The sequence below is a fragment of the Bacteroides propionicigenes genome (genome assembly GCF_018390535.1).
Classification (GTDB): domain Bacteria; phylum Bacteroidota; class Bacteroidia; order Bacteroidales; family Bacteroidaceae; genus Bacteroides; species Bacteroides propionicigenes.
The window spans coordinates 162666-187753 of the sequence record NZ_JAHBBW010000002.1; the positions used below are offsets into that span (position 1 = coordinate 162666).

Sequence of the window (25088 nt, forward strand, 5' to 3'; positions counted from 1 at the left end):
TGAAGCACTCCTTTCTATATATAACAACTAAAACTGTATAATCAGTTCTTATTGGCGCGCTTACGCTCTGTTTCGTCCAAGATAACCTTACGCATACGCATGGACTTGGGAGTGACTTCCACGTATTCGTCTTCCTTGATGTATTCCAGCGCTTCTTCCAAAGAGAACTGCACGGGCGGAATCAGACGAGCCTTCTCGTCAGAACCGGAAGCACGCATATTGGTCAGCTTCTTGGATTTGGTTACATTCACTACAAGGTCATTATCGTGAGAGTGCTCGCCTACAACTTGTCCGGCATACACTTCTTCCTGCGGGAAAATAAAGAACTTACCTCGGTCCTGCAACTTATCGATGGCATAAGCAAAAGCCGTGCCCGACTCCATGGCAATGATAGAACCATTGGTGCGGCGTTCGATTTCGCCCTTATAGGGTTGGTATTCCTTAAAACGGTGCGCCATGATAGCCTCGCCGGCAGAAGCCGTCAGCACATTTGTACGCAAACCGATGATACCGCGTGACGGCATATTGAACTCAAGATTCACACGTTCACCGGCACTTTCCATTTTCACCATCTCACCTTTACGGCGGGTTACCATATCGATAATCTTGCTGGCATATTCTTCGGGAACGTTGACTGTAAGCTCCTCGATAGGCTCGTTCTTCACACCGTCTATCTCCTTGAAGATTACCTGCGGTTGTCCGACCTGCAATTCATATCCCTCGCGACGCATTGTCTCAATCAATACGGAAAGGTGAAGCACGCCACGACCGGAAACCACCCATTTTCCATCTTCCTCACTCTTGCGTACGCGGAGTGCAAGGTTCTTATCCAGCTCCTTCATCAAGCGGTCGTGAATGTGACGGGAAGTAACGAACTTGCCTTCCTTGCCGAAGAACGGAGAGTCGTTGATAGTAAACAGCATACTCATGGTCGGTTCGTCGATGGCGATAGGCGGCAATGCTTCGGGGTTCTCATAATCGCAAATCGTATCTCCGATTTCAAACCCTTCGATACCTACCAGCGCGCAGATGTCACCGGAAGAAACTTCCGCAACCTTCACACGGCCCATACCTTCAAAGGTGTGCAGTTCTTTAATCTTCGACTTGACAATTGAGCCGTCACGCTTAGCCAAAGACACGTTCATGCCCTCCCTTAAAGTACCGCGGTGTACACGGCCTACGGCAATACGGCCCGTATAAGAGGAGTAATCCAGTGAAGTAACGAGCATTTGCGGCGTACCTTCCAACTGTGTAGGAGCCGGAATGTTTTCCAGAATGCAGTCCAGCAACGCATAGATGTTGTCCGTCGGTTGCTGCCAGTCTGTACTCATCCAGTTGTTCTTTGCCGAACCGTAGATAACGGGGAAGTCCAATTGGTCTTCCGTAGCTTCCAGGCTGAACATCAAATCGAATACCATCTCATAAACCTCTTCGGGACGGCAGTTGGGCTTGTCCACCTTGTTGACAACAACGATAGGCTTCAAACCAATCTGCAAAGCTTTCTGCAACACAAAACGGGTTTGCGGCATCGGACCTTCAAAGGCATCCACCAACAGGATACATCCGTCTGCCATATTCAATACACGTTCCACCTCACCACCGAAATCGCTGTGCCCCGGAGTATCAATAATATTAATCTTCGTGTCTTTATAGCTGATAGAAACGTTCTTGGAAAGGATTGTTATCCCTCGTTCACGTTCCAAATCATTGTTATCCAACATTAATTCACCTGTGCTCTGGTTGCTGCGGAAGAGATTTCCTGCCAGAAGCATCTTATCGACAAGTGTCGTTTTTCCATGGTCTACATGGGCAATAATTGCAATGTTTCTAATATTTTGCATACAATACCTATTATTTGGCTGCAAAGGTACGAATTTTACAGTATATACATCACAGAGAAAAGATTTTTTTGCTGAATATCATTGCAATATAAAAGATAATATCTATCTTTGCACGCTCGAAAGAGAAAAGAATTATCAACTTTTTAATTAAACATTATGTATTTAGACGCTGCTAAAAAGCAAGAAATCTTCGGCAAATACGGAAAGTCTAACTCTGATACGGGATCAGCTGAATCTCAGGTAGCATTGTTTTCATACCGTATTGCTCGTCTGACTGAGCACATGAAGCTCAACAGAAAAGATTATAGTACAGAAAGAGCCTTGACAATGTTGGTAGGTAAGCGCCGTGCGCTGTTGAACTACCTGAAAGACCGCGACATCAACAGATATCGTGCTATTGTTCAGGAACTCGGCTTGCGTAAGTAATTTACTTGCGGTAAACTTATTAAAGCGGGGAAGTCTTCCAATGAAGACTTCCCCGCTTTGCTTTTATAGGCTCTCACTTTACTACTGTTAAATCGTTCTACCATGGTGGAACGAAAGTTTCCCCATGGTGGAACGAAATGTTCTCCGTGATGGAACGAAACTTCCCCCGCGGTGGAACGATTTAGCAATAGGTACGCCGGATACTAAAATCCGCAGGAAAAACCGGTAATATTCCCAGTCAATCTATAACAGCTAAACCTATCTTATACAGAACTTACTAAAACTATAAGCAAACTTTTCGCCACATAATGTTGCACCAAGTAAAAGAATATCTTATTTTTGCAGCTTACAGTTATTAATCATAACCTTTTAGACTGAAAATACTATCAAATTATGGATACAAGTAAGATTGTAGGAGAAAAGATTAAGTCACTCCGCGAAAGCCAATCCATCAGCATGGAAGAGTTGGCGCAACGTTCGGGACTTGCCATCGAACAGATTGAACGCATTGAAAACAATATTGACTTGCCTTCGCTGGCACCGCTTATCAAGATAGCCCGTGTACTGGGCGTACGTCTCGGAACCTTCCTTGACGACCAAGACGAAAACGGTCCTGTGGTATGCCGTAAGTCGGAAGCAAAGGACAGCATCAGCTTCTCCAACAATGCCATCCACTCACGCAAGCACATGGAATACCATTCCCTTTCCAAATCCAAGGCCGACCGCCACATGGAGCCGTTCATCATCGACGTAGCCCCTACGGACGACAGCGACTTCGTACTTTCATCACACGAAGGCGAAGAATTTATCATGGTTATGGAAGGAACTATGGAAATCAGCTATGGCAAGAACACCTATCTTCTTGAAGAAGGAGACAGCATCTACTACGATTCCATTGTACCGCACCATGTACATGCCTACGAGGGACAGGCAGCCAAAATACTGGCAGTGATTTATACACCGATTTAAATAGCTGAAAGCTTCAACTCTACTATGTTATACGAAAGAACGCTTGGCCAATGGCTGGAGCATTGGGCCGAAACTACACCAGACAAAGAATATATTGTTTATTCCGACCGTAATTTGCGCTTCACTTGGAGCCAATTCAACCACAGGGTAGACGACATGGCAAAAGGACTTATCGCCATCGGCGTGGAACGGGGAACACACGTCGGCATCTGGGCGGCAAATGTGCCGGACTGGCTGACGCTGCTGTATGCCTGCGCCAAAATAGGTGCCGTCTATGTAACGGTAAACACCAACTACAAACAAGCCGAACTGGAGTACTTGTGCGAGAACTCGGATATGCACACACTCTGCATCGTCAATGGCGAGAAGGACAGCGACTTCGTGCAGATGACCTACACCATGCTACCCGAACTGAAGACCTGCCAGCGCGGACATCTGAAGAGCGAACGCTTTCCCTACATGAAAAATGTAATCTACGTAGGACAGGAAAAGCACAGGGGAATGTACAACACCTCCGAGATTCTGCTTTTAGGCGATAATGTAGAAGACACACGTCTGGAAGAACTTAAAAGCCAAGTCACCTGCCACGACGTTGTGAATATGCAATATACTTCAGGTACCACCGGATTCCCGAAAGGCGTAATGCTTACCCACTACAACATTGCCAACAACGGTTACCTCACCGGAGAACACATGAAGTTCACCTCCGACGACAAACTATGCGTCTGCGTACCTTTATTCCACTGTTTCGGAGTGGTACTTGCCACAATGAACTGCCTGACCCACGGATGTACGGAAGTAATGGTGGAACGCTTCAACCCGCTTGTAGTTCTTGCTTCCATTCACAAGGAACGGTGTACCGCACTCTATGGAGTACCTACCATGTTCATAGCCGAACTGAACCACCCGATGTTCGATTTGTTTGATATGTCCAGCCTGCGTACAGGTATTATGGCAGGCTCTCTCTGCCCTGTTGAACTGATGAAACAGGTGGAAGAGAAAATGTACATGAAAGTGACCAGCGTTTATGGCCTTACGGAAGCGGCTCCCGGCATGACCGCCACACGAATTGACGATTCGTTTGATGTACGTTGCAATACCGTGGGACGCGACTTTGAGCATACCGAAGTAAAAGTTATCGACCCGGAAACCGGTGAGGAATGTCCGGTAGGTGTACAAGGTGAAATGTGCAATCGCGGCTACAATACCATGAAAGGCTACTATAAAAACCCGCAAGCCACAGCCGAAGTTATCGACAAGAACGGCTTCCTGCACTCCGGAGACTTGGGCGTAAAAGATGAGGACGGCAACTACCGAATTACCGGACGCATCAAAGATATGATTATCCGCGGTGGCGAAAACATTTATCCGCGTGAAATCGAGGAGTTCCTCTACCAATTAGAGGGTGTCAAGGATGTGCAAGTAGCCGGCATCCCTTCCAAGAAGTATGGCGAAGCCGTTGGCGCGTTCATTATCCAGCATGAAGGAGCCGACTTGCACGAGTCGGATGTACGCGACTTCTGCATCGGCAAGATTTCCCGATATAAGATTCCTAAATATATTTTCTTCGTAAAAGAGTTCCCAATGACAGGAAGCGGCAAAATACAGAAATTCAAGCTGAAAGATGTAGGGCTGCAACTTTGCAAGGAGCAAGGGATAGAAATCGTTTAGGTAGTATCAAAACGGATTTAAGCTATCATTCTGTCATTCAGAGGAGCTTACGACGAAGAATCTCCTTTCTCATATGTAAGGAGAAGAGATTCTTCACTTCGTTCTGAATGACAGAATGATAGCTTAAATCCGTTTTGATACTACCTAAAACTGCCTGTATGTTTATTTTTCAGGATAAAACATATTCTCTGCCGTCATCCGTTCCAATACCTCATGCAAATATTTGGCAGACTCCCATTTTGCCATTGGCAAATCGTGGAGCAAATAGTTGCCGCAATCTTGCGGAGCTGCACCGGGTACTTCGCCTTCATATTCGGCAACAAAGCGGAAAGTGTCCTGCATCAGAGGCACGATGTCTTGCGGTTGCAAGTCACCCTTCATCAACAGATAATTGCCGGTAAGGCATCCCATAGGCCCCCAATAGATAATCTTGTCCTGCCATTGCGGTTCATTACGCAAATAAGTAGCAGCCAAATGCTCGATAGTGTGCAGAGCACCCTGACCCAAAGCCGGTTCGCGATTGGGTTCTTTCATACGGATATCGAAAGTTGTAATAACCTCTCCGTTCACTTCATCCTTACGTGATACGTAAATACCGCGTAACAAACGAATGTGGTCAATAGTAAAGCTGGGAATCTTCTTCATGATTTATGATTTATAATTTATGATTTATAAGCTATCGGGCAGGGTGGACAGAAAAGTCCATGTCGTAAGGAAGGAACGTTCTGCCATTGTTCCCCAAAAATCCGCATATTGCGACGAATGGTCGTCCACGCCCGGTGTGTCACTGATAATGCGAAAGCTGAGGAAAGGGATATTGTACAGATAACAGGTCTGTGCAATGGCGGCGGACTCCATATCCACCGCAAGCCCGGACGGAAAATGTTCTTTGATGGCATCCAGTTCGGTACGGTTGGTAATAAACCGGTCACCGGTACAAACCAGTCCGCTATGAATGCGGCTTTCCAACCCGGCACCGTTCAGAGACAAAGCATATTTCAACAGAGAAGCGCAGCCCTTGTACACGGCGGGAAACCCCTGCACCTGACCATACTCATTGCCCTCGCCACACCATACATCGTGATACACCAGATATTCACTCACCACTACATCCGTCACCTTAAGACAAGCATCAATACCGCCCGCCACACCGGTGCTGACAACACAGTCCGGAGCAAAACGGCGTATTAACTCCGCACTACCCGCCGCCGCGCTCACCTTGCCGATGCCGCACTGCGTAAGTATCACACGGTTACTGCCGAGTATCCCCTCCACATAGCGGAAGTTACCGTCACTCGTCACTTTCTTCTCCTTCAAACGCTCCACCAACTGGCAGTGTTCGCTATCCATTGCACTGATAACACCTATCGTCATACTTACTGATTTATGAATTATGATTTTCGGGAGGGCAAAGGTACGATATTTCAGCAGATTTATCTATTCAACTTATGCATAAATCAATATTTATGTATAAGTTTGCCGCTGAAATTCAGATTAGGAGTTAAGGGAGTTAACTCCTTAACCCTTTTAACTCCCCCACATAAACCCTGCAAAATGATAAAGAAAACTCTTCCAGACTTGATTGCCATTCTGGCATTCGCCCTGATTTCTTTCGCCTACTTTTTTCCGGCGGATATAGAAGGACGCATCCTGTTCCAGCACGACACTGCTGCCGGGGCCGGAGCCGGACAAGAAACCGCACAGTTCTACAATCAGACAGGGGAGCATACCCGCTGGACAAATTCTATCTTCGGAGGGATGCCAACCTATCAGATAGCACCGTCCTACGACTCTACCACGCCTTTGAAATGGACACAGAAAGTATACCAGCTTTTCCTGCCTACATACGTCAACCTGACATTTATATTGATGCTGGGCTTCTACATACTATTGCGCGTATTCGGTATGCCGGTATGGTTGGCAGGCTTAGGGGGCATCATGTGGGCGTTCTCATCCTATTTTTTCATTCTGATTTCAGCCGGACATATCTGGAAGTTCATCACCCTCGCCTATATCCCGCCCACAATAGCGGGTATTGTGCTTGCCTACCGGGGTAAGCTATTGGCAGGAGGCATCCTGACGGCCTTTTTCATAGCCTTGCAAATCATGTCAAACCACGTGCAGATGTCCTACTACTTCTTGTTCGTCATCCTGTTCATCGTAGGAGCATACTTTGAAGACGCCTGGCGCAACAAGACACTGTCCAAATTCTTCAAAGCAAGCGCTGTGCTGTTCGTTGCCGCCCTCATCGGCGTTGCCGCCAACCTTTCCAACCTCTACCATACCTATACATACAGCAAGGAAACCATGCGCGGCAAAAGCGAACTGGTACAGACCGGCGATGCAGCCAAACAAACCAGTAGCGGGCTGGACCGCGACTATATCACACAATGGAGCTACGGTATCGGTGAGACGCTTACCCTACTCGTACCCAACTTCAAAGGTGGCGCATCCGTCCCCCTCAGCGAAAACAGGGCGGCTATGGAAAAAGCAAATCCCATGTACAGCGGGCTGTACAGCCAACTGACCCAATACTTTGGTGACCAGCCCATGACCTCAGGCCCTGTATACGTGGGTGCATTCGTACTCTTCCTTTTCATACTGGGCTGTTTCATCGTAAAAGGCCCTTTGAAATGGGCATTGATAGGTGCCACATTCTTTTCCATTGTATTGGCATGGGGTAAGAATTTCATGCCGCTTACCGACTTTTTCATCGACTATGTACCGATGTACAGCAAGTTCCGCGCCGTATCTTCCATCCTCGTAATTGCCGAGTTCACTATTCCGCTGCTGGCCATCTTTGCCCTGAAACGTGTACTTGAAGAACCTGCAATTATCAAGAAAGACAAAAGAGCAACAGGTATCAGTCTGCTCCTCACAGCCGGCATAGCCTTATTGCTCACAGTCTCGCCGGGAATGTTCAGTTCCGCTTTTGTGCCGGCGCAAGAGGCACAAATGTTGCAAAATGCAGTCGACCAAAAAATGATACCTGCCGAAGAACTCTCCGGCATCCTTGCCAACCTTTCCGAAATGCGTGCCGCGCTTGTCAGTTCCGATGCACTGCGCAGCTTCATCATTATCAGTATCGGCTGCGCCATACTGCTGTTATACTCCACCGGGAAATTGCGCAAAAGCTTCACTGTTGCAGGTATCACTCTACTCTGCCTCATCGATATGTGGACAGTAAACAAACGCTACCTTTACGATGACCAGTTTGTACCTCGTTCCACACAGACCGAGACTTTCAGCCAAAGCAAGACCGATGAATTAATCCTGCAAGACACCACACCCGATTATCGTGTGCTGAACTTTGCCACTAATACTTTTAACGAAAACAACACCGCCTATTGGCACAAAAGTGTCGGCGGATACCACGCCGCCAAGCTGCGCCGCTACCAAGAGATGATAGAACGCCATATCTCTCCCGAAATGCAGGCAGCCTATCAAGCAATAGCCGCCGCAGGAGGAGAAATGGACAGTGTGGACGCTACCAAATTCCGCGTACTGAATATGCTGAATACAAAATATTTCATCTTCCCCGCCGGACAGCAAGGGCAGACTGTTCCCGTCCTCAACCCTTATGCCAACGGCAACGCTTGGTTTGTAAAGAACGTACAATATGTAGACAATGCCAATCAGGAAATTGATGCGCTCAAATCCGTTCTTCCCACCGAAACTGCCATTGTTGACGTCCGTTTCAAGGAGCTACTAAAAGGGACAACCGATGCTTGTAAAGACAGTCTCTCTACTATTCGTCTGACGAGCTATAAACCGAACCATCTGGTTTACGAAACAGAAAATCCGGGAAACGGCATTGCTGTATTCTCCGAGATTTACTACCCGGACGGTTGGCAAGTAACTATCGACGGAGAACCCGCCGAGTTGGGACGTGCGAACTATATATTGCGTACCATGTATGTCCCTGCCGGCAAACATACAATTGAAATGCGCTTTGACCCGAAAAGCCTGCACGCAACAGAAGGAATTGCCTACGGAGCATTGGCGTTGCTGGTTATCGGAGTTGCGGCAATCGCGCTGATGGCACGCAAGAAGACTGCATAAAACTAAGAGCGGCAACACCCACACACATCTTCCGAAAGAGAAAGAGATGCGCAAACCTCGTTTTTCCCTGTAGCTTATAAAGAAGCAGCACAGGGAGAAACGAGGTTTTGCTATAAGGAAAATTATTTTTCTTATGAAGAAAACAGGGTGTTGGTTACTGTCAACAGCTCTGTTGACAGTAGTCACTCAATCCGTTGACAATAGTCACTCAATCCGTTGACAATAGTAAACAGACCTGTTGACAGTAACCAACACCCTATTTTCTCCGTAACAAAAATGAATGCCGTATAGATGAAAAGATAATCATATAACGTAATAAATCAAATTCTGCTATAAGGAAAAGAATGAAAAAATATGGTATAAATCACCGGCAGAACGATATATTTCAGTAACTTTGCTCTTCAAATCAAAAAAAGCTATATAGTATGGAAACTACCAGACAGAATAAAATAGCCCGCCTGCTACAAAAAGAGCTGAGCGACATCTTCTTATTGCAGACCAAATCAATGCCCGGTATACTGATTTCAGTGAGCGCCGTACGCATCAGTCCCGATATGAGCGTAGCACGCGCCTACCTCAGTATCTTCCCCTCAGAGAAGAGCGATGAAATCATCAAGAATATCAATGCGAATATGAAGTCTATCCGCTTTGAATTGGGTACTCGCGTACGTCACCAGCTACGTATCATTCCCGAACTGAAATTCTTTGTAGACGATTCACTGGACTATCTGGAAAGAATTGACGAATTGCTGAAATAGCCGATTAGCAGTTAACGACTACACATGAACCTTCCCTTCTTCATAGCCCGCCGCTACCTCTTCTCTAAGAAGAAGCATAATGCAATCAACATTATATCCGGCATTTCGGTATGTGGAGTAGCTTTGGCTACATTGGCGTTAGTATGTACGCTGTCCGTATTCAACGGCTTTCAGGATATGGTGGCAGGATTCTTTACGGCTTTCGATCCAGAACTGAAAATTACCGTTCGGGAAGGGAAGGTTTTTGATCCGCTCGAATCACATATACAGCAAGTACGCGCCCTACCCGAAATAGACATTTGGACAGAAACGCTGGAAGAGAATGCAATGATACAATACAAAGACCGTCAGGCAATGGCAGTTATCAAAGGCGTGGAAGATAACTTCGAGCAACTGACGTCTATAGACAGCCTATTGTACGGTACGGGAGAATTTATACTGAACGATTCCGTTGTGGACTATGGTTTTATGGGAGTGGAACTGGTCTCCGAGCTCGGTACCGGGATTCAGTTTGTCGACCCGTTGCGGGTGTATGCCCCTAAGAGAAATGTACGTGTAAATATTGCCAACCCATCGGCTGCTTTCAACCAAGATTATCTGTTTTCGCCGGGAGCGGTATTTGTCGTCAACCAGCAAAAATACGATTCACGCTATGTTCTTACATCGCTGAGCTTCGCACGACGGCTTTTTAATTACGATACGGAAGTTTCCGCTATCGAACTAAAACTAAAAGCGGGAAGCAACACCAACACCGTACAAAAGAAAATGGAACGTATCTTGGGTGACCGTTTTGTAGTGCAAAACCGTTACGAACAACAAGCAGATGTATTTCGAATCATGGAGATTGAAAAACTCATCTCATATCTATTTCTTACCTTTATCCTCACAATTGCCTGCTTCAACGTCATAGGCTCGCTATCCATGCTGATACTGGACAAACGCGAAGATGCGGAGACATTGCGTAATTTGGGTGCCGACGACCGATTGATAGCCCGTATCTTCCTTTTCGAAGGGCGATTGATTTCCGTCTTTGGAGCAATAGCCGGAATTATTTTAGGATTATTACTATGCTTTCTGCAACAACATTTCGGACTTATATCTTTAGGAGGAGGTAACGGAAACTTTGTAGTGGATGCCTATCCGGTAAGCGTGCACGCAACAGACATTATAGTGGTATTTATTACGGTTATTACCGTAGGATTCCTTTCAGTATGGTATCCGGTGAGGTACTTGAGCAAACGGTTACTTAAAAAATAGAAATACCACGCGTTCTGTAATGTACAGACTCATGATTTCTTACGGATAATCGTCAGCCCGTCCCGTAACGGAAGGATTACTTTTTCTACACGGTTATCTTCGGCAACCAAATTATTGAAAGCTTTTATACCAATTGTCTGCAAGTCCGTACGATGCGGATGTTCTTCGAGGACATGACCGTCCCACAAGGTATTGTCGGCAATAATATAACCGCCCTCAGAAAGGCATTTCAATACCATTTCATAATAATCGACGTAACGGCGCTTGTCACCGTCGATGAAAGCAAGATCGAAAGTTATATTCAATTGGGGAACAAGTTCCAACGCATTACCTATATAAAACTTTATTTTATCAGCATAAGGTGAATTCTCCAGCCAGGGACGGGTAAAGTCTTCCTGTTCATCATTAATTTCAAAAGTATGCAACATTCCACCCTCCGTCAATCCCTCTGCCATGCAAAGCGCGGAATATCCGCTATATGTTCCAATCTCCAGTATCTGCCGAGGACGTATCATCTTAACAAACATCTTGAGCATACGCCCCTGCAAATGCCCCGAAGCCATACGGGGATAGAGCAACTTAAGATGCGTATCACGGTAGAGGGCTTTCAGATAGTCGCCTTCATCATCGATGTGCTGCAAGATGTATTCGTCTAATGTCATATAAGCTGGAAATTGAGAATTGAAAATTAAAAGATGATAGTCCGCTAACAAACATTTATTTTTTAATTTCCAATTCTCAATTTATATTTTTACAAGTATCTGTTACTGTTTGGCAATACGCTATCTTGAGCGTGTTTCAAGGCATCTTCTACCACATTGATTTCAAGGAAAGAAGTCTGTGTACCAGCCTTACCGCTACTCAAATAACCTACCATATCGGTAGGTTGCAAACGACCTTCCTGAAGCAAACGGCGGAGCGCAGCAAAGTAATATTCTTGTCCGTTGGCAAGTTCGGGCATATAAATAGCTTCCACACCATATGACAGAGCCAAGTGGCGCATTGTCTTTTCTTTGTAGCAAATAGCAAGTACCGGGTATTTACCACGGAAAGCAGCAAGGTTGCGAGCTGTGCGACCACTGTAACTGTCTGTAATAATAGCACGAATCTTTAATTTCGTAGTAGCCTTTACTGCTTGCTTGGCAAGGAAAGCCGTTACATCGTTTCCGTTTTCATCCAGAGGGATACGGATGTCATTATCCGCAAGTTTATCCTTTTCTGCTTGGGCAGCAACTTTCGTCATAGTCTTAACCGCTTCAACCGGATATTTACCATAAGCTGTTTCTCCACTTAACATCAAAGCATCCGTACGGTAATAGATAGCATTGGCAATGTCCGTAACCTCCGCACGAGTAGGACGCGGATTGGAAATCATGGTATGGAGCATCTGTGTAGCAACAATTACCGGCTTCTTAGCCAAAATGCATTTGCGAATCAACAAACGCTGAATACCCGGAATACGTTCCTGCGGAACTTCAATACCCAAGTCACCACGAGCTACCATAACACCGTCAGCTACTTCAAGAATCTCATCAATATTATCTACTCCTTCTTGGTTCTCAATTTTAGCAATAATTCTGATGTCACTATTGTGTGCATCGAGGATAGCTTTTATATCAAGAATATCTTGTCTGTTGCGCACGAAAGAATGCGCTATGAAATCAATATCTTTCTCGATAGCGTAGAGGATATTGTTACGGTCTTTTTCTGTCAATGAGGGTAGATTAATACGTACACCCGGCACATTAACACTTTTACGATTGCCCAAAGTAGCTTCATTCTGCACTTCACAGAGGAGATAGTCTGCATTCTTTTCTATAACAACCAGTTCCAAATCACCATCGTCTATAAGAATATGTCCACCGACATTCAGGTCGTTTACAAAATTAGGATAAGAAACGGAAATACATTCGCGGGTTGTTTGCAATTCGGGATTGCCTACGACTTTTACACGGTCTCCTACTTTAAAAGGAATAGGCTCGGCAAGGACAGTAGTACGCACTTCCGGACCTTTCGTATCCATAAGAATTGCGATACGGTTGGAAACGGTACGCACGTTGGCTATCAATTTTTCAAAGCCTTCACGGCCGGCATGGGCCGTATTCATACGTACTACATTCAAACCAGCATCGAACAACTGTTTTATAAAATCAACATCGCAACGCTGGTCGGAAATCGTTGCAACGATTTTTGTCTGTTTTAATAGCATAATCTTATACCTATATTTATTAATGATGAATTATGAGCGAAGAATTATGGATTACCTGTGGTATTTCTTTATCCTGCATTCACAATTGATAATTCTTAATTTAATTTTTTGATTCCAGCAACGCTTCCAATGCCAGACGGTAAGAATCCAATCCAAAGCCGCAAATAACACCCCGACAAGCACAAGCTATCATGGATACGTGACGAAATGCCTCACGGGAATGTACATTAGAGATATGAACCTCAACCACCGGGGAAGTAACTGCCCGAATCGCATCTTGCAGAGCAATGGAAGTATGGGTGTAAGCACCCGCATTCAAAATAATACCATCTACATCAAAACCGACTTGTTGTACCTTGTCTATCAACTCTCCTTCGATGTTGGATTGGAAATAGTCTATCTGTACATCCACATACCTTTTACGGAGCCCAGCAAGACAGTCTTCAAAAGTAACACTGCCATAAATGGAAGGTTCACGTTTTCCCAACAGATTTATATTGGGGCCGTTAATAATTTGTATCCTCATAACACAATTTTTTATACCTTTGTCCACAGAGAACATTCTTTCAAGGTGCAAAGATACGAAAAAGTAATGAAAGTAGAAGAGAATTTAACGAATAAGGAAAGACGAGCAGTGATAATCCGAAAGTATCAGCAATATCTCAAGCTGGAGAAATCGCTCTCCCCAAACACGTTCAATGCCTATATGACGGACTTACAGAAACTTCTGCACTTTTTGGAGGGAGAGAACATCGAGATGCTGGACGTTACGCTCGATGATTTGCAACGCTTCGCCGCAGGTCTACACGACATCGGCATTCATCCCCGCTCGCAGGTCCGCATCCTCTCCGGCATTAAATCCTTTTTTCATTTTCTCGTAGTTGCCGACTATCTGGAAGCCGACCCTGGTGAATTGCTGGAAGGCCCCAAAATCGGGTTCAAAATACCGGAAGTTCTCACCGTAGAGGAAATTGACAAAATCATTTCCGCCGTAGATATGGACAAAAAAGAAGGGCAACGCAACCGGGCTATCTTAGAAACCTTGTATAGCTGCGGGTTACGTGTATCGGAATTATGCAACCTGAAACTTTCCGACCTCTATTTTGAAGAAGGATTCATCAAAGTAGAGGGCAAAGGCAGTAAGCAACGTTTGATACCGATTTCACCCAGAGCCATCAAAGAAATAAAGTATTGGTTTATAGACCGCAATATGGGAAAAATAAAAAAAGGGTACGAGGATTATGTATTCTTGGCGCGATGGGGCAATAATATTTCCCGCATCATGGTGTTCCACATGATTAAAGAACTCGCAGAGAAAGCCGGTATCACCAAAAATATCAGTCCACACACATTCCGCCACTCCTTTGCAACCCATCTGTTAGAAGGTGGCGCCAACCTACGGGCTATCCAGTGTATGCTGGGACATGAATCCATTGCTACCACAGAAATTTATACGCATATCGACCGAAATATGCTTCGAAGTGAAATTATTGAGCATCATCCGCGCAACATTAAATACCGAAAAGAACATGGAGTTTATTAAATTATAATAAATGTGGTAGTATTATTAACAAATTGCCAAGAGAATTAATATCTTTGCAAAGCTATATATATAGGAGTATAGCAACTAATTGTGAATGGACAAATTTCAATTACAAACAATTAATTTATATCTAAAATGACTAAAAAATTGTATCTGCCTTTGTTAGTGGCACTTGTTGCTGTTTTGACATCATGCAGCAGCAAAATGGGTGAACTGTCTTCTGACTATTTCACAGTGACTCCGCAAGTATTGGAAGCCGTAGGTGGCAAGGTACCTGCTACAATTAACGGTAAGTTCCCTGAAAAGTATTTCAAGAAAAATGCTGTAGTAGAAGTTACTCCGGTTTTGAGATGGGAAGGTGGCGAAGCTAAGGGTCAGCCTGCCGTATTCCAAGGCGAAAAAGTAGAAGGCAACGACCAAAGTATTTCTTACAAGACTGGTGGTAGCTACACTATGAAAACCTCTTTCGATTATGTTCCTGAAATGGCCAAATCTGAGTTATATCTGGAATTTAAAGCTAAAGTTGGAAAGAAAGAAGTTACTATCCCCGCTGTAAAAGTAGCTGACGGCGTTATCTCTACTTCTGAATTGATTGGCCAAACTTTGGGTAGCGCTAACCCAGCTAACGGTGACGACGCTTTCCAACGTATAATCAAAGAGAAATATGATGCAAACATCATGTTCTTGATTCAACAGGCTAACGTTCGTGCAAGTGAATTGAAAACAGCTAAAGCATTCAACGAAGAAGTTAAGAATGTAAACGAGGCTGCTAACAAGAAAATCAGCAACATCGAAATTTCTGCATATGCTTCTCCCGATGGTGGTGTTAAGTTGAACACTGGCCTGGCTGAAAATCGTCAGGACAACACAGCTAAGATTATTAATAGAGACCTGAAGAAAGGCAAAATTGATGCTGCTGTAGATACTAAATACACTGCACAAGACTGGGAAGGTTTCCAAGAATTGGTTAGCAAATCCAACATCCAAGACAAAGAGTTGATTCTTCGCGTATTGTCAATGTACTCTGATCCTGAACAAAGAGAACAAGAAATCAAAAACATCTCTTCTGTATACAAAACTTTGGCTGAAGAAATCCTTCCGCAATTGCGTCGTTCTCGTCTGACCTTGAACTATGACGTAATCGGTAAATCTGACGAAGAAATCGCATCTTTGGCAGACAGCGATGCTAAGCAACTGAACATCGAAGAATTGCTGTATGCAACAACTTTGACTAATGATCCTGCTAAGCAAGAAGCTATCTTCATCAAAGCTACTCAAATCTATCCGAACGATTATCGTGCATACAACAACCTCGGTAAGTTGGCTTATCAAGCTGGTAACCTTGACAAGGCTGAAGGATATTTCAAGAAATCTCTTTCTATCAAGGATTCTGCTGAAGCTAACATGAATATGGGTCTTATCGCTTTGACTAAGGGTGACAAAGCAGCCGCTGAATCTTACTTGGGTAAAGCTTCAGGCGCTAAAGAGTTGAACGAAGCTTTGGGTAACCTGTACGTAGCTCAAGGTCAATACGACAGAGCCGTTAACGCATTTGGCGATACTAAGACTAACAGTGCAGCTTTGGCACAAATCTTGGCTAAGGATTACAACAAGGCTAAGAGCACATTGTCAAGCATCGCTAAACCTGACGCTTACACAGACTATTTAATGGCTGTTGTAGGTGCAAGAACTAACAACACTTCTATGGTAACTGATAACCTGAAGAAAGCTGTTGCTAAAGATTCTTCATTAGCAAAGAAAGCTGCTTCTGATTTGGAATTCTCCAAATATTTCACGAATGCAGACTTTATGAATATCATCAAATAATAAAGGTTATAAGATGAAAAGAAGTGCCCGACATGGAAATATGTCGGGCATTTTTTTTTTATTCACACCAAAAAGAACTACTTTCGCAGCAGTGTACTAGAAGAAGAAACCCATATGAAAAATATTTATTTTGCATTTTTCCTGCTTATTATATTATCTGCCTGCGACGGCAAGAGATCCGATACGGTCAGCCTTAGCGGAGAAATCAAGGGATTGGGAAATGACACCATATATATATATGGTGCAGACGAAATGTATGACCACATGGATACTCTGCTTGTTGAAAATGGCAAGTTCTCAAAAATACTTTCTCCGGATACTTTAGTAGCTGCCTGGTTATTGTTCAGCGATGGCACTCAATATCCTTTCTTTATGGATAAAGGAAATAGAATACAAATAAACGGCTCTGCTGCTGAACTTAACAATTTGGAAATAAAAGGGAACATACCCAATGAAGAATTAAGTTCTTTCCAAAAAGAACTGAGAGGATTAGGTAAGCCATCCGAAAAAGTATTAGAAGAGAAAGTCGGTAAATTTATCAATGAGCATCATTCCTCCTTAGCCAGTATTTACCTATTGGATAAATACTTCGTACAAAAAGAAAAACCGGACTACACCCAAATAAAAAAACTGACCGAACATATGACGGGAGAGCTGAAAGACCGCCCCTATATTAGTGAACTACTCGGTCATATTCAAGAACAAGAAAAGGTTGCTATTGGGAAAACTGCTGCCTATTTCCGCCTGCCCAATACCAGCGGAAAACAAATAAACCGTGCAAACTTCAAAGACCAATATTTATTAGTACACTTCTGGGCCTCTTGGGATACAGTAAGCCGAGATAGTAATGCTGTTTATCGCAGAATTTATAAGCAAGTACAAAAGAACAAGAAGTTTGCGCTTTTAGGAGTTTCCTTAGACATCAATAAAGATAGCTGGCAAAAGGCGATTAAAACAGACACTCTAAAGTGGGAACAAGTATGCGATCTTTCCGGCTGGAATACAGAGGTTGTAAAGCAACTTGCTATAAAAACTTTACCCGCTAATATATTACTCAACCCATCCGGAAGAATTGAAGGGAAAAATCTAAGCGAGAAAGATATCGAGAAGAAATTAAAAGAGGCAGAGGAGAAAAAGAAAAGATAACCCTCATCCACCGATCATTAATTACTAAATACTAAATTACGTGCTCATTAAAGTTTTTGGAGCGGCTGTTCAAGGTATTGATGCAACCCTCATCACTATCGAAGTCAACAGTTCCAGAGGCTGTATGTTTTATCTCGTGGGTCTTCCTGACTCTGCCGTCAAAGAAAGTCACCAACGCATTATCTCTGCACTACAAGTAAACGGTTACCGTATACCAACAAGTAACATTGTTATCAATATGGCTCCGGCAGATATTCGCAAAGAAGGTTCTGCCTATGATCTACCATTGGCTATTGGTATGTTAGGCGCCAATGAAATCATCCAATCGGACAAATTAGACCACTATCTGCTAATGGGAGAACTAAGTCTGGACGGAAGCCTGCAACCTATAAAAGGGGCATTGCCCATTGCAATAAAAGCCAGGGAACTTGGTTTTAAGGGAATAATCATTCCCAAACAAAATGCGCAAGAAGCTGCCGTAGTCAACAATCTGAATGTTTATGGAGCGGGAAATCTGAAAGAGGTAATCGAATTCTTCAATGGCACGCGAGAATTAGAGCAAGTACATATCAATACTCGCAAAGAGTTTTATGCCCAACAAAGTAATTTTGATTTGGATTTCTCTGATGTAAAAGGACAGGAAAACGTAAAACGTGCATTAGAAGTGGCAGCTGCAGGTGGACACAATATTCTTTTAGTAGGTGCTCCCGGTAGCGGAAAGTCCATGCTTGCCAAGCGTCTCCCTTCCATCCTTCCACCCTTATCATTAGGTGAAAGCCTTGAAACAACCAAAATACATTCCGTTGCAGGAAAGCTCGGACAAGAAGGCGGGCTTATCTCCAAACGCCCATTTCGCGACCCTCATCATACCATTTCTACAGTGGCTATGACAGGTGGAGGAAGTTTTCCGCAACCGGGCGAAATCAGCCTGGCTCATAATGGTGTTTTATTCCTTGATGAATTACCGGAATTCAATAGGAATGTACTTGAAGTACTACGTCAACCCTTGGAAGATCGGAAAATCACCATCTCACGCGTGAAATGTAACGTAGAATATCCTGCCAGTTTTACGCTTGTAGCCTCTATGAATCCTTGCCCTTGCGGATATTACAATCATCCCACCAAAGCCTGCGTATGTAGCCCGGGACAGGTGCAGAAATATCTGAATCGCATTTCAGGACCTTTGCTCGATCGTATCGACCTGCAAATTGAGGTTATCCCCGTTCCATTTGAAAAAATGTCAGATACACATCCCGGAGAGTCAAGCGCTAATATTCGCGAACGTGTAATATATGCACGCCAGATTCAGTCTGAAAGATACGCCGAGATTCCCGGTGTATATTGTAATGCACAGATGAATAGCAAATTACTTGCCCGCTATGCTCATCCTGATGACAAAGGTCTTGTTCTGTTAAAGACCGCCATGAACCGTTTTAATCTTTCAGCACGCGCCTACGATCGTATCCTAAAGGTTTCGCGCACTATTGCCGATCTTGAAGGCTATGACCTAATACAACCCGCACACTTAGCAGAAGCAATCGGATATAGGAACCTGGATAGGGAAAATTGGGCCGGATAAAATCTACCCCTCACAAAAAACAAACAAAAAATAAGCAAACTAACAATGAAGCCTGTCGAGATGACAGAAAAGTAATTTACCTTCATCATCACGCAGATGCATACCATTACCCTCACAGTAACGGAAAAAACTGCAATCGTTACATACACCTTTCTTCATCCACTTCCGATTGCGAAAGGCTTGAAAACGATTTTCCCATACATCCATAAAATCATCATGATAAATATTTCCCTGATGAAAATCACTACGGATACTTGGGCACGCAGATATAGAACCATCTGCCAAAACGGAACCGACAGTGATTCCGGCATTGCAGGCAAAGAAACTATCACGAACCTCACCTTCATACTTACCTAAGAAACCTTCACAAGCATAATCAATATGCATCTTTCCTTCCTTTCGAACACGCTTGATGAACTCCATAACGCCTGTAAACTCAGTGTCGCTCAATTGCAACTCCAAGTGTGATGCAGCACGCCCTATCGGAAAGATTGTAAACAAGCGCCACCGCCGAACGCCAATACGATAAAGGTAATTTTTCAACTCATCCAAATACAGATAGTTACGGCTATTGATACAAGTCACTACATCCCAGACCAGCTCCGGTTCATGTACCAACATCTTGATTGCGTCTACGGCCCTCCCATAACTTTCCGGATGCCCACGCAACCAATTATGTTCCTGTTCAAAACCATCCAAGCTGATGGTTATGGAATGAAGACCGGCAGACATTAAACGTTCCAACCGCTTAGCCGTGAGATAAAGACCGTTAGAAACAATTCCCCAAGGATAACCGCGTTTGTAGAGTTCCAGTCCAACTTCCTCCACATCTTCTCTCATCAACGGCTCTCCACCGGTCATTATAATGCTTACCTCATTCGGGTTCACATATGGAGTAATGGAATCAACAACCCGCAAGAAATCGGCTGCCGACATATCCTTAACATCCGGCATTCGTTTACAGTCGCTACCGCAATGCTTACAGTGCAGATTACAACGTAGAGTACACTCCCAAAAGAGTTGCCTCAACGGATGCAACTCTTTCAGATTGTTACGCATCTTACGCGCAATCTCCAGTGCCAAACGCTTACGAACAGAAAGGGCTCCCACCTTTTTTATATTTCTCTCTTTTTTAGTTTAAAATTTATATATTTGCTGTCTCTTCCTTATTACTTTCCCTTTGATTTCATATTTAGCATAAGGAGTACCATATTCACATCTCCCAGTTCCTGTACTATTTTCATCACAAGATGTGAAACCTAACAGAACCAATGCGCCGGACATCATTCCATTACAAATCTGGAGCCATTGTTTTTTTCTTTTCTTCATAGCACGTCAATAGTCTAGTTGTATTTCTATAAACGTCAATAAAAACAAAATACTGCATAACGGCTTCTATTTTAACACAAAGTTATTTCTTTTCTATCCTGATGCGGGCATCCACGGCTATCACATCTTTTTCTGTTGCCAACAGCGGATTAATATCCATTTCCTTTATCTCCGTGGCAAAGCGCAACAAAGTAGACAAACGGACAATGATTTCAGCAAACCTATCTTCATTCACCCCTTTCTGCCCTCGAGTACCTTTTATAATCTTATAAGCACGCAGTGAATGAATCATAGAGTAAGCCTCCTCATAGGATAAAGGAGCCAAACCGGAAGACACATCCTTCAGAACCTCTACAAAAATACCACCCAGACCACAAAGCACCACATGACCGAACTTTTCTTCATACTTTGCACCAATAAATAATTCCGTACCTTTCAGCATAGGTTGCACCATAATACCCGTTACTTCCGGAATCTGCATCATACGTTCAAACTCCAAAGCAAGATGCTGTTCACTCTTTATATTCAGCACCACGCCACCTACATCCGATTTATGTACAGGTCCTACCACCTTTGCCACGACCGGAAATCCGGCACGACGGGTAAAGGCAAGCACTTCTTCTTTATTTGCGGATACAAACTCCTCCACTATCGGAATGCCCGCAGAGTGTAACAATGCCTGCACATGGTGCGGTTTTATGTAACCGTTCTCGGGAATGGAATCTATGATACGACGGATACGCGGAACATCCACTCCGAAAAGCTCTATTTCATTATTCGCGGGCTTCGATGCATTAACAATGCGCGACAATGCCGTGCCCAGCGTCACCTCATCGGCAAAGTTCACGTGTCCTTTGGCTAGAAAAGCGGAAACCTCAGCCCCTGCCGTATTAATGGAAGGAAGAATAGGGAATATCGGCTTCTTGCAAGTCTGCATCTTCTCATGCAGCACATCATACATTTCAAACATAGTAACCAGGCCCGGCGTACCGAAAATAGCCATTACCGCATCCACGTTATTAAACTTCTCTTCACAGTATTCCAGACACAGGCGCAAGTGTTCCGGCGTACCGGTAGCCAAAATATCTATTGGATTTCCAACGGCAGCTCCCGGAAAGAGTTTGCTCTTCAATTCCTCGGCAAGCTCACCCTCCAGCTTTGGTACATTCAGTCCGCCTTTACTCAAAGCATCGGTCAGCATCACACCCGGTCCGCCAGCATGGGTAATAATAGCAAAATTCTTTCCCTTCAGTTCCGGCAAAGTGAAAATACACCCTACCGTAGTCAGCTCTTCACGAGAGTAGCAGCGTACAATACCCGCTTTACGAAACAGGGCCTCTACCGCCGAATCGGAACTGGCAATAGCACCCGTATGCGAAGATGCCGCCCGACTACCACTCTCACTGCTGCCCGACTTAATAGCTGCAATCTTACATCCTTTCTTTATCAGTGAAGAAGCATGGAACAGCAACCTGTCGGGATCCCCTATACTCTCTATATAAAGCAATTTTATCCTAGAGTCTTTTTCCGGATCGAAATGTTCATCCATATATTGCAGTACATCTTCTACTCCAATCTGCTTGGCATTACCCACAGACCATACGGAATTAAACTGTAAACCCTTGGTAACCGCACTTTCCAAAATAAACACCGCAGTTGCCCCGGAGCTGGATATCAAATCGACACCCTGCGGATGCAAATTGGGAATAGGCTGGCTGAACACACTATGATGCCACGTATTCATCAACCCGATACAGTTAGGGCCAATCAACGAAGCGCCATACTTGTTCACCGTCTCCAGAATACGGTCTTCCAACAGTGCGCCTTCATGTGTTTCCTCACCAAATCCGGCAGAAAGAATAATAAAGGCACGTACCTGTTTCTCCGAAGCAAGCAATTCCACCGCATCGGGACAAAGGACAGCCGGAATGGCAAGAATGGCAAGGTCTGTTTCAGGGATATCTTTTACATCGGCATAAGCCTTCACACCTTGCACCGTAGTCTCTTTTGGGTTGACAGCACGCAGTTCTCCGGTATAACCTCCGTTAATCAGATTTTTCAGAATAGCCCCGCCGGGTTTATGTACATTATTGGAAGCTCCTACCACTACAATACTGACAGGATGCAGCAATTGGCTTGTTATCATAATCTGTTCACATTAGTATAGTACGACAATAGTACAAATATACAATTTATATGCATACGGACAAGAAGATAACCCGTTTTTAATATCACTTTTACATCGAGAGATAAAGGCTCTATAAATGCAATGTACCAACAATGAAGTGAAGAAGTATGTATTCCCCTTTTTGTAGGTTTAAGAGAAAACCGTTATCTTTGCGCATCTTAAAAGCGTTCATAACAAAAGAGATACATATATACAATGGAAAAGAAATTCAAACGTACCACCGTGACATCGGCACTGCCCTATGCCAACGGTCCTGTCCATATCGGACACCTTGCAGGGGTTTACGTACCGGCCGACATCTACGTCCGTTATCTGAGACTGAAAAAAGAAGATGTAGTTTTTATCGGCGGTTCTGACGAACATGGAGTGCCTATTACCATTCGTGCCAAGAAAGAAGGTATTACTCCACAGGACGTAGTAGACCGTTACCATACGCTCATCAAAAAATCTTTCAAGGAGTTTGGCATCTCATTCGATATATATAGCCGCACAACTTCAAAGACACATCACGACACGGCTTCCGGATTCTTCCGCAAACTGTACGACAAAGGAGAATTCATTGAAAAGACCAGTATGCAGTACTACGACGAGGAAGCCAAAACTTTCCTTGCCGACCGTTATATCACCGGTGAGTGCCCCCACTGTCATGCAGAAGGTGCTTATGGCGACCAGTGCGAAAAGTGCGGTACAAGTCTCAGTCCCACCGACTTGATTAATCCTAAAAGCGCTATCAGCGGCAGCCAGCCCGTAATGCGCGAAACCAAGCACTGGTACCTGCCGCTTGACAAGCATGAAGCATGGCTGCGCCAGTGGATATTGGAAGAACATAAAGAATGGCGTCCCAACGTATACGGTCAATGTAAAAGCTGGCTCGATATGGGCTTGCAACCACGTGCCGTAAGTCGTGACTTAGACTGGGGTATTCCTGTTCCGGTAGAAGGCGCTGAGGGCAAGGTACTTTATGTATGGTTTGACGCACCTATCGGTTATATCAGCAATACGAAAGAACTATTACCTGATTCTTGGGAGAAATGGTGGAAAGATTCCGAGACACGCTTGATTCATTTTATCGGAAAAGATAATATCGTATTCCACTGCGTCGTATTCCCTGCCATGCTGAAGGCGGAAGGCAGCTACATCCTGCCGGACAACGTGCCCAGCAATGAGTTCTTAAATCTCGAAGGAGACAAAATCTCCACTTCCCGCAATTGGGCCGTATGGCTGCATGAATACTTGGAAGATTTCCCCGGCAAACAAGACGTACTGCGTTATGTGCTCACAGCCAATGCCCCGGAAACAAAAGACAACGACTTCACCTGGAAAGACTTTCAGGCACGTAATAATAACGAGTTGGTAGCCGTATACGGAAATTTCGTAAACCGCGCCCTGCAACTCACAAAAAAATATTTTGAAGGTATAGTGCCCGCTGCAGGAGAGCTGAACGATTACGACCGTGAAACACTTAAAGAGTTTGCTGACGTAAAAGCTGAGGTAGAAAAATTGCTCGATGTATTCAAATTCCGCGATGCACAGAAAGAAGCCATGAATTTAGCGCGCATCGGCAACAAATATTTGGCAGATACCGAACCGTGGAAACTTGCCAAAACAGATATGCCACGTGTTGCTACTATTTTGAATATTTCACTGCAACTCGTAGCTAATCTTGCCATTGCTTTCGAACCTTTCCTTCCGTTCAGCAGCGAAAAACTCCGCAAGATGCTGAATATGGACAGCTTCGACTGGGCAGAACTCGGACATACCGACCTGCTTCCTGCCGGACACCGATTGGCTACACCCGAACTATTGTTCGAGAAAATTGAAGACGACGTTATTCAAGCACAGGTAGACAAATTGCTTGCAACCAAGAAAGCTAACGAGGCTGCCGGCTACAAGGCCAATCCTATCAAGCCCGTTATCTCATTTGAAGATTTTGAGAGGTTGGATATCCGTGTGGGAACTGTCTTGGAGTGCGAAGCTGTGCCCAAAATGAAGAAGCTGTTGAAGTTCAAAATAGCCGACGGACTGGAAAACCGTACTATCGTCAGCGGTATTGCCCAGCATTATCAACCGGAAGAACTGGTAGGCAAGCAGGTACTGTTCATTGCCAACTTAGCTCCCCGTCAATTCAAAAACGGACTGGTGAGCGAGGGCATGATACTTTCTGCCGAGAACTATGATGGCTCCCTGGCGGTAACCTCATTACTAAAAGAAGTAAAGCCGGGCAGTGAAGTGAAATAAAGGGATGCGTCAAAACTCAATCCTGCAAAAGCAGTAATGTAAAAA

20 protein-coding genes are annotated in these 25088 nt (G+C 44.4%); 11 read left to right on the plus strand and 9 right to left on the minus strand.

The annotated features are described in order from the left end of the window. Positions 1–41 precede the first annotated feature (41 nt). Positions 42–1841, minus strand: a complete 1800-nt coding sequence (gene typA, locus KG118_RS03460) for a translational GTPase TypA (RefSeq protein ID WP_117710388.1) — start codon at positions 1839–1841, stop codon at positions 42–44. A 156-nt stretch (positions 1842–1997) separates the two neighbouring features. On the opposite strand from typA, the gene rpsO reads away from it, so the two are divergent. From rpsO to KG118_RS03475, 3 genes are all read left to right on the plus strand, one after another. Beyond that, a complete protein-coding gene (gene rpsO, locus KG118_RS03465) occupies positions 1998–2267 on the plus strand; it encodes a 30S ribosomal protein S15 (protein WP_117710389.1) in 270 nt (89 codons plus the stop codon). 393 nt (positions 2268–2660) lie between these two features. Further along, on the plus strand, positions 2661–3236 hold the full coding sequence (locus KG118_RS03470; RefSeq protein ID WP_004291603.1) for a helix-turn-helix domain-containing protein: 576 nt from the start codon (positions 2661–2663) through the stop codon (positions 3234–3236). A 24-nt stretch (positions 3237–3260) separates the two neighbouring features. Further along, a complete protein-coding gene (locus KG118_RS03475; protein WP_117710391.1) occupies positions 3261–4907 on the plus strand; it encodes an AMP-binding protein in 1647 nt (548 codons plus the stop codon). 162 nt (positions 4908–5069) lie between these two features. Here the strand turns inward: KG118_RS03475 and KG118_RS03480 are convergent, their stop codons facing one another. Together KG118_RS03480 and KG118_RS03485 are read right to left on the minus strand one after the other, a co-directional pair. Then, a complete protein-coding gene (locus KG118_RS03480; RefSeq protein ID WP_117710392.1) occupies positions 5070–5552 on the minus strand; it encodes an S-ribosylhomocysteine lyase in 483 nt (160 codons plus the stop codon). 24 nt (positions 5553–5576) lie between these two features. Continuing rightward, positions 5577–6281 carry a 5'-methylthioadenosine/adenosylhomocysteine nucleosidase gene (locus KG118_RS03485; protein ID WP_117710393.1) on the minus strand — a complete coding sequence of 235 codons (705 nt, stop codon included), beginning with the start codon at positions 6279–6281 and terminating at the stop codon, positions 5577–5579. Between the two features lie 180 nt (positions 6282–6461). On the opposite strand from KG118_RS03485, the gene KG118_RS03490 reads away from it, so the two are divergent. The 3 genes from KG118_RS03490 (at position 6462) to KG118_RS03500 (ending at position 10984) form a co-directional block, all read left to right on the plus strand. Continuing rightward, positions 6462–8969, plus strand: a complete 2508-nt coding sequence (locus KG118_RS03490) for a YfhO family protein (protein WP_117710394.1) — start codon at positions 6462–6464, stop codon at positions 8967–8969. Positions 8970–9394: 425 nt separating this feature from the next. Further along, on the plus strand, positions 9395–9727 hold the full coding sequence (gene rbfA, locus KG118_RS03495; RefSeq protein ID WP_117710395.1) for a 30S ribosome-binding factor RbfA: 333 nt from the start codon (positions 9395–9397) through the stop codon (positions 9725–9727). A gap of 24 nt (positions 9728–9751) precedes the next feature. After that, positions 9752–10984, plus strand: coding sequence for an FtsX-like permease family protein (locus KG118_RS03500; RefSeq protein ID WP_117710396.1), 1233 nt, complete (start codon positions 9752–9754; stop codon positions 10982–10984). 29 nt (positions 10985–11013) lie between these two features. On the opposite strand, the gene KG118_RS03505 is transcribed toward KG118_RS03500, so the two are convergent. From KG118_RS03505 to aroQ, 3 genes are all read right to left on the minus strand, one after another. After that, entirely contained in the window at positions 11014–11646 is a 633-nt protein-coding gene (locus KG118_RS03505; protein WP_117710397.1) for an O-methyltransferase, read from the minus strand. Between the two features lie 89 nt (positions 11647–11735). Next, a complete protein-coding gene (gene pyk, locus KG118_RS03510) occupies positions 11736–13193 on the minus strand; it encodes a pyruvate kinase (RefSeq protein WP_117710398.1) in 1458 nt (485 codons plus the stop codon). A 100-nt stretch (positions 13194–13293) separates the two neighbouring features. Continuing rightward, positions 13294–13719: a type II 3-dehydroquinate dehydratase gene (aroQ, locus tag KG118_RS03515; RefSeq protein WP_117710585.1), complete on the minus strand. Its 426-nt coding sequence runs from the start codon at positions 13717–13719 to the stop codon at positions 13294–13296. 66 nt (positions 13720–13785) lie between these two features. Between aroQ and xerD the strand changes: the two genes are divergently transcribed. From xerD to KG118_RS03535, 4 genes are all read left to right on the plus strand, one after another. Continuing rightward, positions 13786–14736, plus strand: a complete 951-nt coding sequence (xerD, locus tag KG118_RS03520) for a site-specific tyrosine recombinase XerD (protein WP_117710586.1) — start codon at positions 13786–13788, stop codon at positions 14734–14736. Positions 14737–14871: 135 nt separating this feature from the next. Beyond that, a complete protein-coding gene (locus KG118_RS03525) occupies positions 14872–16563 on the plus strand; it encodes a tetratricopeptide repeat protein (RefSeq protein ID WP_117710399.1) in 1692 nt (563 codons plus the stop codon). Between the two features lie 114 nt (positions 16564–16677). Further along, a complete protein-coding gene (locus KG118_RS03530) occupies positions 16678–17709 on the plus strand; it encodes a thioredoxin-like domain-containing protein (protein ID WP_117710400.1) in 1032 nt (343 codons plus the stop codon). A gap of 40 nt (positions 17710–17749) precedes the next feature. After that, a complete protein-coding gene (locus KG118_RS03535; protein ID WP_117710401.1) occupies positions 17750–19288 on the plus strand; it encodes a YifB family Mg chelatase-like AAA ATPase in 1539 nt (512 codons plus the stop codon). Between the two features lie 39 nt (positions 19289–19327). Here the strand turns inward: KG118_RS03535 and KG118_RS03540 are convergent, their stop codons facing one another. The 3 genes from KG118_RS03540 to KG118_RS03550 form a co-directional block, all read right to left on the minus strand. Further along, positions 19328–20398 carry a TIGR04133 family radical SAM/SPASM protein gene (locus KG118_RS03540; RefSeq protein WP_117710402.1) on the minus strand — a complete coding sequence of 357 codons (1071 nt, stop codon included), beginning with the start codon at positions 20396–20398 and terminating at the stop codon, positions 19328–19330. A gap of 27 nt (positions 20399–20425) precedes the next feature. Continuing rightward, positions 20426–20617, minus strand: coding sequence for a radical SAM-associated putative lipoprotein (locus KG118_RS03545; RefSeq protein WP_233514838.1), 192 nt, complete (start codon positions 20615–20617; stop codon positions 20426–20428). 82 nt (positions 20618–20699) lie between these two features. Further along, positions 20700–22763 (minus strand): acetate--CoA ligase family protein, encoded by a 2064-nt coding sequence (locus KG118_RS03550; RefSeq protein ID WP_117710403.1) that lies wholly within the window; start codon positions 22761–22763, stop codon positions 20700–20702. A gap of 237 nt (positions 22764–23000) precedes the next feature. On the opposite strand from KG118_RS03550, the gene metG reads away from it, so the two are divergent. Further along, complete coding sequence (gene metG / locus KG118_RS03555; RefSeq protein ID WP_117710404.1) at positions 23001–25043, plus strand: methionine--tRNA ligase; 2043 nt, start codon at positions 23001–23003, stop codon at positions 25041–25043. The last annotated feature ends 45 nt before the right edge of the window (positions 25044–25088 follow it).